The sequence below is a fragment of the Bradyrhizobium symbiodeficiens genome (assembly GCF_002266465.3).
GTDB classification, from domain to species: domain Bacteria; phylum Pseudomonadota; class Alphaproteobacteria; order Rhizobiales; family Xanthobacteraceae; genus Bradyrhizobium; species Bradyrhizobium symbiodeficiens.
Genome location: NZ_CP029427.2, coordinates 152,665 through 165,190, shown reverse-complemented (window position 1 = coordinate 165,190; position 12,526 = coordinate 152,665). Strand labels below are relative to the sequence as shown.

The 12,526-nt window shown below is 65.1% G+C and carries 13 protein-coding genes; 11 read left to right on the top strand and 2 right to left on the bottom strand.

All coding sequences use genetic code 11. From position 1 onward, the window contains the following. The first annotated feature begins 53 nt into the window (after window positions 1-53). The 8 genes from dnaK (at window position 54) to CIT39_RS00725 (ending at window position 7,371) form a co-directional block, all read left to right on the top strand. A complete protein-coding gene (dnaK, locus tag CIT39_RS00760) occupies window positions 54-1,955 on the top strand; it encodes a molecular chaperone DnaK (protein ID WP_094976019.1) in 1,902 nt (633 codons plus the stop codon). Between the two features lie 245 nt (window positions 1,956-2,200). Then, window positions 2,201-3,328, top strand: a complete 1,128-nt coding sequence (gene dnaJ / locus CIT39_RS00755) for a molecular chaperone DnaJ (RefSeq protein WP_094976020.1) — start codon at window positions 2,201-2,203, stop codon at window positions 3,326-3,328. A gap of 85 nt (window positions 3,329-3,413) precedes the next feature. Beyond that, window positions 3,414-4,013, top strand: a complete 600-nt coding sequence (locus CIT39_RS00750) for a class I SAM-dependent methyltransferase (protein WP_027534962.1) — start codon at window positions 3,414-3,416, stop codon at window positions 4,011-4,013. Between the two features lie 57 nt (window positions 4,014-4,070). After that, on the top strand, window positions 4,071-4,649 hold the full coding sequence (locus tag CIT39_RS00745; RefSeq protein WP_094977001.1) for an NADPH-dependent FMN reductase: 579 nt from the start codon (window positions 4,071-4,073) through the stop codon (window positions 4,647-4,649). Window positions 4,650-4,655: 6 nt separating this feature from the next. After that, a complete protein-coding gene (pyrF, locus tag CIT39_RS00740; RefSeq protein ID WP_094976021.1) occupies window positions 4,656-5,366 on the top strand; it encodes an orotidine-5'-phosphate decarboxylase in 711 nt (236 codons plus the stop codon). Window positions 5,367-5,392: 26 nt separating this feature from the next. Further along, window positions 5,393-5,704 carry a DUF1330 domain-containing protein gene (locus tag CIT39_RS00735; protein ID WP_094976022.1) on the top strand — a complete coding sequence of 104 codons (312 nt, stop codon included), beginning with the start codon at window positions 5,393-5,395 and terminating at the stop codon, window positions 5,702-5,704. A gap of 208 nt (window positions 5,705-5,912) precedes the next feature. Then, window positions 5,913-6,728 (top strand): 4-hydroxy-tetrahydrodipicolinate reductase, encoded by an 816-nt coding sequence (gene dapB, locus CIT39_RS00730; RefSeq protein WP_094976023.1) that lies wholly within the window; start codon window positions 5,913-5,915, stop codon window positions 6,726-6,728. Between the two features lie 19 nt (window positions 6,729-6,747). After that, window positions 6,748-7,371 carry a 2,3-bisphosphoglycerate-dependent phosphoglycerate mutase gene (locus CIT39_RS00725; RefSeq protein WP_094976024.1) on the top strand — a complete coding sequence of 208 codons (624 nt, stop codon included), beginning with the start codon at window positions 6,748-6,750 and terminating at the stop codon, window positions 7,369-7,371. A 108-nt stretch (window positions 7,372-7,479) separates the two neighbouring features. Here the strand turns inward: CIT39_RS00725 and CIT39_RS00720 are convergent, their stop codons facing one another. Both CIT39_RS00720 and CIT39_RS00715 read right to left on the bottom strand, forming a co-directional pair. Then, window positions 7,480-8,376, bottom strand: a complete 897-nt coding sequence (locus tag CIT39_RS00720) for a methylated-DNA--[protein]-cysteine S-methyltransferase (protein WP_094976025.1) — start codon at window positions 8,374-8,376, stop codon at window positions 7,480-7,482. 54 nt (window positions 8,377-8,430) lie between these two features. Continuing rightward, window positions 8,431-8,961 (bottom strand): DUF2244 domain-containing protein, encoded by a 531-nt coding sequence (locus tag CIT39_RS00715; protein WP_094976026.1) that lies wholly within the window; start codon window positions 8,959-8,961, stop codon window positions 8,431-8,433. Between the two features lie 22 nt (window positions 8,962-8,983). Here CIT39_RS00715 and nth point away from each other — a divergent pair, with 22 nt between their 5' ends. Genes nth through CIT39_RS00700 form a run of 3 tightly spaced genes read left to right on the top strand, consistent with a single transcriptional unit; the run spans window position 8,984 to window position 12,522 of the window. Continuing rightward, window positions 8,984-9,736, top strand: a complete 753-nt coding sequence (nth, locus tag CIT39_RS00710) for an endonuclease III (RefSeq protein WP_162308829.1) — start codon at window positions 8,984-8,986, stop codon at window positions 9,734-9,736. A 34-nt stretch (window positions 9,737-9,770) separates the two neighbouring features. Continuing rightward, window positions 9,771-10,907, top strand: coding sequence for an HlyD family secretion protein (locus tag CIT39_RS00705; RefSeq protein WP_094976027.1), 1,137 nt, complete (start codon window positions 9,771-9,773; stop codon window positions 10,905-10,907). Beyond that, entirely contained in the window at window positions 10,894-12,522 is a 1,629-nt protein-coding gene (locus CIT39_RS00700; RefSeq protein WP_094976028.1) for an MFS transporter, read from the top strand. The genes CIT39_RS00705 and CIT39_RS00700 overlap by 14 nt, the downstream gene beginning before the upstream one ends. The last annotated feature ends 4 nt before the right edge of the window (window positions 12,523-12,526 follow it).

The following is a 12,526-nucleotide window of genomic DNA, read 5'->3' as shown; positions in this document are numbered from 1 at the left end:
TCGGGTGCCTTCTGGGCCCAGCCAACCTGCCGCAAAAACAAGGATACAGGACCATGGGAAAGGTCATTGGGATCGATCTCGGCACCACGAATTCGTGCGTCGCCGTGATGGATGGCAAGAACGCCAAAGTCATCGAGAATTCCGAAGGCATGCGCACGACGCCTTCGATCGTCGCCGTGACGGACGACGGTGAGCGCCTCGTCGGCCAGCCGGCCAAGCGCCAGGCCGTTACCAATCCCGAGCGCACCTTCTTCGCGGTGAAGCGCCTCATCGGCCGCCGCTACGACGACCCGATGGTCGAGAAGGACAAGAAGCTCGTCCCCTACAAGATCGTGAAGGCTTCCAACGGCGATGCCTGGGTCGAGGCCGACGGCCAGACCTACTCGCCCTCGCAGGTCTCGGCGTTCATCCTGCAGAAGATGAAGGAGACCGCGGAAGCCCATCTCGGCCAGAAGGTCGATCAGGCCGTCATCACCGTTCCCGCCTACTTCAACGACGCCCAGCGCCAGGCGACCAAGGACGCCGGCAAGATCGCGGGCCTCGAAGTTCTGCGCATCATCAACGAACCGACCGCGGCTGCGCTCGCCTATGGCCTCGACAAGACCAAGGCCGGCACGATCGCCGTGTACGATCTCGGCGGCGGCACGTTCGATATCTCCATTCTCGAAATCGGCGACGGCGTGTTCGAGGTGAAGTCGACCAACGGCGACACCTTCCTCGGCGGGGAAGACTTCGACATGCGTCTGGTCGGCTATCTCGCCGACGAATTCCAGAAGGAGCAGGGCATCAACCTGCGCAACGACAAGCTCGCGTTGCAGCGCCTGAAGGAAGCCGCTGAAAAGGCCAAGATCGAGCTGTCCTCGACGACGCAGACCGAGATCAACCTGCCCTTCATCACCGCGGACCAGACCGGCCCGAAGCATCTGACGATGAAGCTCACCCGCGCCAAGTTCGAAGCGCTGGTCGACGACCTCGTCCAGAAGACCGTCGAGCCCTGCCGCAAGGCGATCAAGGACGCCGGCCTCACCGCCGGTGAGATCGGCGAAGTGGTTCTGGTCGGTGGCATGTCGCGCATGCCGAAGGTCCAAGAAGTCGTGAAGCAGCTGTTCGGCAAGGAGCCGCACAAGGGCGTCAACCCGGACGAGGTCGTGGCGATCGGCGCTGCGATCCAGGCCGGCGTGCTCCAGGGCGACGTCAAGGACGTGCTGCTGCTCGACGTCACCCCGCTGTCGCTGGGCATCGAGACGCTTGGTGGCGTGTTCACCCGGATCATCGAGCGCAACACCACGATCCCGACCAAGAAGAGCCAGGTGTTCTCGACCGCCGAGGACAGCCAGAACGCGGTCACCATCCGCGTCTTCCAGGGCGAGCGTGAAATGGCGGCCGACAACAAGATGCTCGGCCAGTTCGACCTGATGGGCATTCCGCCAGCTCCGCGCGGCATGCCGCAGATCGAGGTGACTTTCGACATCGACGCCAACGGCATCGTCAACGTCTCGGCCAAGGACAAGGCCACCGGCAAGGAGCAGCAGATCCGCATCCAGGCCTCCGGCGGCCTGTCGGAAGCCGACATCGAGAAGATGGTCAAGGACGCCGAGGCCAATGCCGAGGCGGACAAGAAGCGCCGCGAGGCCGTGACCGCGAAGAACGAGGCGGATGGTCTGGTGCATTCGACCGAGAAGGCTTTGGCCGAGCACGGTTCGAAGGTCGGCGAGACCGAGCGCCGCGCCATCGAGGATGCCGTCGGCGACCTCAAGGAAGCGCTGAAGGGCGACGATGCCGAGGCGATCAAGGCCAAGACCCAGACGCTGGCCCAGGCTTCGATGAAGCTCGGCGAGGCCATGTACACGCAGCAGGCCGAGGCCGATGCCAAGAGGGACGCGGCCAAGGACGACGTCGTCGATGCGGAGTTCACCGAAGTCGACGACGACAAGAACAACAAGAAGTCCGCCTGATCCCCAAGAGGGTGATGATGCGGACGGCTTGGACCCCACACGCTCTACCAGCCTCCCCCTTCGCGGGGGAGGCCGCCGCGTCGGGACGGACGGGCGGGTCGCCCGTTACGATCGATCAGTTCCCAGCCGTTATGCTGAACGCCGCCAGGCGGCCCTCTGCCGCCAGGCAGAAGGCTGCCTATATCTTCGCGTGGCGCCGTCGTTTTGCTCCGACTTGAATCGCGATTGGATAGACCGAGTCCCACATGTCCACGTCCACCAAGCGCTGCTATTACGAAACCCTCGAAGTCGAACGCGATGCCGACGAATCCGTCCTGAAATCGTCGTTCCGCAAGCTGGCAATGAAGTTTCACCCCGACCGCAATCCCGGGGACGACACCAGCGAAGTCAAGTTCAAGGAAATCAACGAGGCCTACGAGGTCCTCAAGGACAAGGACAAGCGCGCGGCCTATGACCGCTACGGCCATGCCGCCTTCGAGCAGGGCGGCGGTGGCGCCGGCTTCGGCGCGGGCTTCGCCTCGTCCTTCTCCGACATTTTCGAAGATCTGTTCGGCATGGCCGGGCAGCGCGGTCGCGGCGGCCGCGAGCGTGGCGCCGACCTGCGCTACAACATGGAAATCACGCTCGAGGAAGCCTTCGGCGGCAAGACCGCGCAGATCGAGATTCCGGTCTCGGTCACCTGCGAGGCCTGCTCGGGCATCGGCGCCAAGGCCGGCACCAAGCCGAAGACCTGTTCGACCTGCGGCGGCGCCGGCCGCGTGCGGCAGTCACAGGGCTTCTTTACGCTGGAGCGGACCTGTCCGGGCTGCCAGGGCCGCGGCCAGATGATCGAGGATGCCTGCCCGTCCTGCTCGGGCCAGGGCCGCGTCACCCGCGAGCGGAATCTTTCGGTCAACATTCCCCCGGGTGTCGAGGACGGCACGAGGATCAGGCTCGCCGGCGAGGGTGAGGCGGGTGTCCGCGGCGGCCCGCCCGGCGACCTCTACATCTTCCTGTCGCTGACCCAGCACCAGTTCTTCCAGCGCGACGGCGCCGATCTGCATTGCCGTGTCCCGATCTCGATGGTGACGGCCGCTCTCGGCGGCGAATTCGAGGTGCCGACCATCGAGAAGGGCAAGACCAAGGTGAAGGTGCCGGCCGGGACCCAGTCGAACCGCCGATTCCGCATTGCATCAAAAGGCATGCCGGTGCTGCGGTCGCGCCAGATGGGCGACATGTATGTTCAGGTCGTGGTCGAGACCCCGCAGAACCTCACCAAGAAACAGCAGGAATTGCTGGCCGAGTTCGAAAAGCTGTCCAGCGGCAACACCCAACCGGAATCCGAGGGCTTCTTCGCCAAGGTCAAGGATTTCTTCGGTAATCGGGCGAGTTGACTCGGCTTGACCGTATCGCCTTCGGCCTATACGTCTTTATGACCATTTTCTGACACGCGTTCCTGCGGTCCCGTCCGGTCCTGACATGCCATTGCCATCGTCCGCGCGTGCGTTGAAGAAGCCTCGTCTCGACGACGAGGTGCGCTTTCTCAGATCGTGGATCGAAAAGCCCCTGCACATGGGCGCGGTCATGCCGTCGGGCAAGCTGTTGGCCCGGACCATGGCCCATTACGTCGATGTCGATTCGGACGCGCCCGTGGTCGAGCTCGGACCCGGCACCGGCGCCATCACTTCGGCGCTGGTCGAGCGCGGTGTCGATCAGAAGCGTCTCGTCCTCGTCGAATATAATCCCGGCTTCTGCGCGCTGCTGCGCGACCGCTATCCGCAGGCCAAGGTGGTGCAGGGCGATGCCTATCGCCTGCGTGACACGCTGTGGAACGTCCTGAGCGCGCCGGCCTCCGCGGTCGTCTCCGGCCTGCCGCTGGTGACAAAACCGATGCTGACGCGGCTGCGGCTGATCCGCGACGCCTTCACGGCGCTCGCGCCCGGCGCTCCCTTCGTTCAGTTCACCTATGCCGTGGTGCCGCCGATCCCGAAATCGCTGCCCGGCGTGTCCACAGAGGCGTCGGAACGGATCTGGATGAACCTTCCGCCCGCCCGCGTCTGGGTGTATCGCAAGGACTAATTCCGCCGGCTACCTCTCATGCGCGGCGGGCTTGTATCGCCGAACGCATGGAAGCGGATGCCCGCACCCAAAATTCTGGTCATTCCCGGCTCGCTGCGCACCGGTTCGCACAATGCGAAGCTGGCGGCAGTCGCCGCCTATGAATTCGCCCGGGCCGGCGTGGACGTCACTCGCATCTCGCTCGCCGATTTTCCGCTGCCGATCTATGATGGCGATCTCCAGGCCAAGTCCGGTGTGCCCAAGCATGCGGTCAATCTCAAGCGCATGATCGGCGCGCATCATGGCGTGTTGATCGTCTCGCCGGAATACAATGCCTCGGTGCCGCCGCTGCTGAAGAACGCGATTGACTGGGTCAGCCGCGTGCAGGATCCACACGAGGCGCGCGGCGAAGTGTTCCGCAACCGGGCCTTTGCCCTTGCCGGCGCCTCGCAGAGCCGGCTCGGCGCGACCCGCGCGCTGCAGGCGCTCAGGCTGATCCTGACCTCCTGCCAAGCCAACGTGATTGCCGGCCAGCTCACGCTCGCCTTTGCCGACCAGGCCTATGACGATATGGACAGGCTCAAGAACGAGACCGACATCGCCGCGTTGAAGGAGCTGGTGGCGCAGTTGATCGACATTTCCCAACGCATGATGTGAGGTGACATGACGCCAGCCGAGATCGCCCCCAAGGACCGCCTGATCGTCGCGCTCGATCTGCCCAGCGTCGATGCCGCGCAGGCGACCATCAATCGTCTCGGCGACAGCGTCACCTTCTACAAGATCGGCTATAGGCTCGCTTATGCCGGCGGATTGCCGCTGGTTGGCAAGCTCGCCGACAAGGGCAAGAAGGTCTTTCTCGATCTCAAGCTGCACGACATCGGCAACACCGTGATGCAGGGCGTCGAGAGCATCACCAGGCTTGGCGCCACCTTCCTTACCGTGCACGCCTATCCGCAGACCATGAAGGGCGCGGTCGAAGGCCGCGGCAATTCGAGCCTGAAGATTCTCGCCGTCACGGTGCTGACCTCCTACAACGAGGACGATCTGCATGCGGCCGGCTATCGGCTCGGTGTCTCCGAACTGGTCGAGGCGCGCGCGCAGCAGGCGCAGGTGCTTGGCATCGACGGCCTCGTCTGCTCGCCGGAAGAGGTCGGCAACCTGCGCAAGATCGTCGGCCACCAGATGGGCCTCGTCACCCCCGGTATCCGGCCGGCAGGTTCGGCGACCGGTGACCAGAAGCGCATCATGACGCCCAGCCGTGCGATCACGGCCGGCGCCGATTATCTCGTCGTTGGGCGGCCGGTGCTGGAAGCCGCCGACCCCAAGGCCGTCGCAGAGGCGATCCATGCCGAGATCGTGCAGGCGCTCGGTTAACACAACCAACAACAGGGAGAAGAACGATGGCAAAAGGCTACTGGATCGGACGTGTCGATGTGAGCAGTGACGAGGGCTACAAGCCCTACGCCGTCGCCAACGGTCCGATCTTCAAGAAATGGGGCGGTCGCTTCGTCGTCCGCGCCGGCAAGTTCACCACCGTCGAAGGCGCCAGCCGCTCCCGCAACGTCGTGATCGAATTCCCGGACTACGAGACCGCGATCGCCTGCTACAATTCGCCGGAATACCAGGCCAACATCAAGGTGCGCCAGCCGCACTCGATCGCCGACCTCATCGTCATCGAGGGCTATGACGGCCCGCAACCCTCGGACGGCTGAGGCACGGTCTCGGGCCTGCATGGTTCGAGACGCCCGCTTTCGCGGGCTCCTCACCATGAGGGTCTGATATCTCGCCGCGAAACGAGACCTCATCCTGAGGGCCCGCCGGAGGCGGGCGTCTCGAAGGATGGCCGCAGGCGACCTGCCTGACCCCCTCGGTTGCCGGAACTGCGTGCCCCCGCTACAACGGCCCTGAGAGGATCACACCATGTCCGACATGCGCCTGATTGTTGCTGGAGCCGGTGGCCGGATGGGCCGCGCGCTGGTGCGGGCGATTGGCGAGAGCAAAGGCGCTTTGCTGGCGGGCGCGCTTGAGATGCCGGGCTCGGAGCTGCTCGGCAAGGACGCCGGTGTGCTCGCAGGCCTGCCGGCCAACGGCATCAAGCTCTCCGCCGACCTATGGGCGATGTCGAAGGAGGCCGACGGCATCCTCGATTTCACCGTGCCGGCCGCGACCATCGCCAATGTCGCGATCGCGGCCGAACGCGGTATCGTGCATGTCGTCGGCACCACCGGATTGTCCGGCTCCGACAATGCCGTGATCAAGAGCGTCACCAACCGCGCCGTCGTGGTGCAGTCGGGCAATATGAGCCTCGGCGTCAACCTGCTTGCCGCAGTGGTCAAGCGCGTTGCCAAGGCGCTCGACCAGAGTTTTGATATCGAGATCGTCGAGACCCATCATCGCATGAAGGTCGACGCGCCATCCGGCACTGCGCTGATGCTGGGACAGGCCGCCGCCAGCGGTCGCGGCGTCACGCTCGATGAACATTCCGAGCGCGGCCGTGACGGCATCACCGGCGCGCGCAGGCCGGGCAATATCGGTTTCGCCTCGTTGCGCGGCGGCACCGTCGCCGGCGATCACAGCGTCACCTTCCTCGGGCCCTTCGAGCGCCTGACGCTGTCGCATCAGGCTGAGGACCGCATGCTGTTCGCCCACGGCGCGCTGAAGGCGGCGCTGTGGGCGCACGGCAAGAAGCCGGGGCATTACTCCATGGCCGACGTGCTCGGCTTATCTGACATTTGAACGAAACGGAAAGCAGTCGATGAGTGAACGTCTCCTCGTGCTCGTGCGCCACGGCCAGAGCGAATGGAATCTGAAGAACCTGTTCACGGGGTGGAAGGATCCCGACCTCACCGAGCTCGGCGTCAAGGAAGCCACGGAAGCCGGCCGCAAGCTGAAGGCGCAGGGCCTCGTGTTCGACGTCGCCTATACCTCAGTGCTCACGCGCGCGCAGCACACGCTCGATCTCATTCTCGGCGAGCTCGGCCAGAAGGGCTTGCCGACGACGAAGAACCTCGCGCTGAACGAGCGCGACTACGGCGATCTCTCCGGCCTCAACAAGGACGACGCCCGCAAGAAATGGGGCGAGGACCAGGTGCTGATCTGGCGCCGCTCCTACGACGTGCCGCCGCCCGGCGGCGAAAGCCTGAAGGACACGCTCGCGCGCACGCTGCCCTATTACGTGCAGGAGATCCTGCCCGGCGTGCTCAACGGCAAGCGCACGCTGGTCGCCGCTCACGGCAATTCGCTGCGCGCGCTGATCATGGTGCTGGAAAAGCTCTCGCCGGAGGGCATCCTGAAGCGCGAGCTGGCAACGGGCGTGCCGATCATCTATCGGCTCAACGCGGATTCGACGGTGGCGTCGAAGCTGGATCTGGCGGGTTAGGCGAGATCTCGTAGGGTGGGTTAGCGCAGCCTAACCCACCATCTTTGCCGCAACGGAAACAGAAGAGGTGGGTTACGCCTGCGGCTAACCCACCCTACGACATCGGCCTTACTGCATCCCCAGCTGCCCGGCTTCCCAGCCCAACATCGCCTGCTTCCTCGTGATGCCCCAGTGATAGCCGGTGAGCGTGCCGCTCTTGCCGAGCGCGCGGTGGCAGGGCACGACGAACGAGACCGGGTTCTTGCCGACCGCCGCGCCGACGGCCCGTGAGGCCTTCGGGCTGTTGATGTTGCAGGCGATGTCCGAATAGGACACCGCGCGTCCCATCGGGATCTTCAGCAGCGTCTCCCACACCCGCACCTCGAAATCGGTGCCGATCATCACCACGCGCAACGGCTGGTCGGGCCGCCACAGCCTGGTGTCGAAGATGCGAGCGGCGAGCGGCGCGGTGCCTTCGTGGTCTTCGACATAAAGGGCGTTCGGCCAGCGCCGCGTCATGTCGGCGAGCGCCAGCTTCTCCTCACCGTGATCTGCGAAGGCGAGGCCTGACAGGCCACGGTCGGTCGCAATCACGATCGCGGTGCCGAACGGCGAGGGGTGAAAGCCGTAACGCAAGGTCAGGCCGGCGCCGCCGTTCTTCCATTCACCCGGCGACATGGCTTCATGGGTCACGAAGAGATCGTGCAGCCGGCCCGGTCCCGATAATCCCGAGTCGAGCGCGGCGTCGAGGATGCTCGCGGAATCCCGCAGCAATCCCTTGGCGTGATCGAGCGTCAGCGCCTGCATGAAAGCCTTCGGCGTGATCGAGGCCCAGCGGCGGAACAGATGGTGCAGCTCATCCGGCGTGACCCCGGCGGCATCCGCCATCGCCTCGATGGTCGGCTGCGCGCGCCAGTTCTCCGAAATGAAGGCGATCGCCCGGCGCACCGAATCATAGTCGCGCAGCGCGGCGTTCTGGGGGCCCGGCTTGGTCAGGCGCTGGTCATGTATGGCGAGTGTCATCATGACCGGAAATGTAGGGGAGGGACGGCTGGGAAACCACCCGATTTCCGACTGTACTCAAGTCACCGGATTGTAGGTCGGGCCGCGTCGGGCGGCATTCAGGGCGCCAACCAAGGCTTTGTAGAAACTCGCCTTTTCCTCAGGCCCGAGAAAGCCGGCGATGCGCAGCCGGCGACTGCGCGAGATCAGATAGAGGTGCTCGATGCCGTATTCCTCGTCGACCTCCTGGTCGAGCCGGACCCAGAGCGGATTGAAGGTCCATTCCGAGACCTGGCCGCGATGGCTGACGCGTCGCACCCGCAGCTCCGAGGGCGTGACCAAGATCTCCTCGCTGGCCCGCGCCGCGCGAAAATTGGCCTTGAAGGCCCACCAGATCACGAGAACGTCGAGGCCGAAGAAGCCGAACACCGGCCAGGCACCCATCATCAGGAAGACGAGGCCCGTGACGAAGCTGACCACGCTCAGGAACAGCATCACGGCGAGGAAGCCGGTGCGGTTCAGCGAGCGATGCGGCGTCAGCAGCGCGGAGAAGATCTGCACGTCGCGCGGATCAGGATCGCTGCGCTCAATTTCGTTGCCTGTGCTCATCGTCCCTCAGTATATCCCGATCATGGCGAAAATCACCCGCAAGCCGGCTCCGCGCAAGGCGGATGTGCCGAAGAAGAAGGCAAAGGCGGTCGTCGCGAAGCCCAACGCGCCCGCCAGGAAGACGCTCAGGGCGATAAAGCGCTGGACGCCCGCCGAGGTCCACGAAGCCTTCAGCCGCTTTCGCAAGGCCAATCCGGAGCCGAAGGGCGAGCTCGAGCACGTCAATCCGTTCACGCTGCTGGTCGCCGTGGTGCTGTCGGCGCAGGCAACCGATGCCGGGGTCAACAAGGCGACGCGCGCCTTGTTCGAGGTCGCAGATACCCCGCGGAAGATGCTCGATCTCGGCGAGGAGCCCTTACGCGAGTACATCAAGACTATCGGTCTCTACCGCACCAAGGCCCGGAATGTGATCGCGCTGTCGGCCAAGCTGCTCAGCGAATTCGGCGGCGAGGTGCCGCGCACGCGTGCCGAGATCGAATCGTTGCCGGGTGCGGGACGCAAGACCGCCAACGTCGTGCTCAACATGGCCTTCGGCGAGCACACCATGGCGGTCGACACGCATGTCTTCCGCGTTGGTAACCGTACGGGGCTGGCGCCGGGCAAGACGCCGCTGGAAGTCGAGCTCGGTCTCGAAAAGGTGATTCCGGCCGAGTTCATGCTCCATGCCCATCATTGGCTGATCCTGCACGGCCGCTATACTTGCCTCGCGCGCAAGCCGCGCTGCGAAGTTTGCCTGATCAACGATCTCTGCCGGTGGCCGGAGAAGACGGTGTGACGGCGGTGAGAGCAGAGCGTCTCGGGGTGATATCGTGAGTCAACAGGAACAAGTCCCGCCCCCGGCTGTCGCCGCAACGCCGGCCCCGTCATCGAAGCCGACACAGCGGCCGGCCGCTTCGCTGTGGAGCCGGTTCGCGCTCCCGCTGTTCGCCGTGATCGTCGCGCTCGGCTTCGTCGCGCTGGCGACGCTGCGCTTCGACGAATGGGTCGGCAATGCGGTGATCCAGACCACCAATGATGCCTATGTGCGCGCCGAGCTGACGCGGCTGTCGAGCCGCGTCGCGGGCGAAGTTCTGACCGTCGCCGTCACCGACTTCCAGCGCGTCAAGTCCGGCGATCTCCTGGTCCAGATAGATCCCGCCGATTACGAGGCCCAAGTCGCACAGGCCGACGCCAATGTCGCCGCCGCGCAGGCAACCCTCGACAATCTGGCCAACCAGATCGAGCTGCAATATGCGACGATCGCGCAGGCGCAGGCTGCCCGGCTCTCGGCCGAAGCCATTGAGGTCGAGGCACGGCAGGAGCAGGAGCGCCAGCAATCGCTGTCGCAGACCGAATCCGGCACGCGGCAGAGGTTCGAGCAAGCCGTCGCGGCTTACGCCAAGGCGCAGGCCGACGTGCGCGCGAGCCGCGCCGTGATCGCGGCCCAGCAGCACCAGCTCGAGGTCCTGCAAGGCACCCGAAAGCAGCGCGCCGCCGACGTCGCGGCTGCCAAGGCGACGCTGGCGGGCGCCAAGCTCAAGCTCGGCTATACTAGGATCACAGCGCCGTTCGACGGCGTCGTCGGCGAGCGTCAGGTTCAGCCCGGGGACTACGTCAACATAGGCACCAACCTCATCAACGTGGTTCCGCTGCCGCAGGTCTATGTGATCGCGAACTACAAGGAAACCCAGCTCACGCACGTGGCGCCCGGGCAGCCTGTCGAGATCACCGTCGACAGTTTTCCGCGCGAGATGCTGCGAGGCAAGGTCGAGCGCATCGCGCCGGCGACGGGCTCGCAGGTCGCGCTGCTGCCACCTGACAACGCCACCGGCAATTTCACCAAGGTGGTGCAGCGCATCCCCGTGCGCATCCAGTTCGACGACGGCCAGCAACTCACGGCGCGCCTGGTGCCGGGCATGTCGGTGGTCACCCGCATCGACACCAGGGACGGCAATGGCGGAAAATGACGACGCCGATCGCGGACCGCTCTCGCGCGGCGGCGTCGCGCCGCAGCCGCTGTTCGCCGTGGCGGCGGTGCTGCTCGGCTCGTTTCTCGCCAATTTCGACAGCCGGCTGACCACGGTCGGCCTGCCCGACCTGCGCGGCGCGTTTTCGCTCTCGTTCGACGAGGGCGCCTGGCTCTCCACCGCCGGCATCGGCTCGCAGATCTTCATCGCGCCCGCGGTGGCCTGGCTTGCCACCGTATTCGGCCTGCGCCGCGTGCTCGGCATTCCGAGCCTGGCCTATGCGTTGATCTCGCTGATCATTCCGTTCGTGCACGACTATCCGACGCTGCTCGCGCTTAGCGTCGTGCACGGCCTCTTGCTCGGCACCTTCGTGCCGGCGACGCTGATGATCGTGTTCCGCAACCTGCCGATCCGCTGGTGGCTGCCGGCGATCTCGATCTACTCGATCCGCGTCGGTTTCGCACTGGACACCTCGACCTCGCTGGTCGGATTCTATGTCGAGCATCTCGGTTGGCAATGGCTGTACTGGCAGGGTGTCGTGATCGCGCCGCTGATGGGCCTGATGGTGTATCTCGGCACGCCGAACGAGCCGGTGAACCGCGCGCTTCTGCGCGAGGCTGATTGGGGCGGCATGCTGCTGCTCGGCGCAGGGGTTGCGATGGTCTATGCCGGGCTCGATCAGGGCAACCGGCTCGACTGGCTGGGTTCGGGCACGGTGATGGCGTTGCTCGCCAGTGGCGCGGCCTTGCTCGCGGCCTTCCTGATCAACGAGTCGCTGGTGCGGCAGCCCTGGGCGCATGTGAACGTCTTGTTCTCGCGCAATATCGGCTTGGGACTGGTTCTGATCCTGCTCTACACGCTGACCAGCCTGTCCAATGCCTCGCTGGTGCCGAACTTCCTTGCTACCATCACCCAGCTCAGGCCGGAGCAGAGCGGCGTGCTGCTGCTCACCTATGGCGCGCTGCCGATGTTCGTGCTGGTGCCGTTCTCGATCTGGCTGCTGCGACATTTCGATACGCGGACCGTGGTGATCGCTGGATTTGCCTGCTTCGCCGCCGCCAATCTCTGGGGCACGCAGCTCACCCATGACTGGGCGCGCGAGGATTTCGTCGGCATCGTGCTGCTGCAGGCGATCGGGCAGGCGCTGACCTTGTTGCCGCTGATCATCACGTTGTTGTCGAACTCCGACCCGAGCCGCGCTACCTCGTTCGCCGCCTATATCCAGATTATGCGGCTCGGCGGTGCCGAGATCGGCGTAGCGCTGATGGGGACGTGGCTGCGCGTGCGCGAGCAGGTCCATTCCTTCTATCTCGGCCAGAACCTCGGCGTCGGCGATCTCGATGTGGTCCGTATCCTGAAGCAGCTTACCGATCAATTCGCCGCCCATGGAACAGGAACGGCGCAAGCCCGCGCGGTCGGAACGCTCGCCGGCTTCGTGCAGCGCGAGGCCAATGTGCTCGCCTATATCGACGGCTTCTGGCTTTGCTTCTGGCTCGCGGTGGCCGCCCTCGGCGTCGTCGCACTGATCACCCGCGCGCCGCCCGGTCCGTTCACGCCGGCGCCGTTCGGCTTCGCCAAGACCGTGCTGCGGAAATGCGGCGTGCAGGTGACGTAGGGCG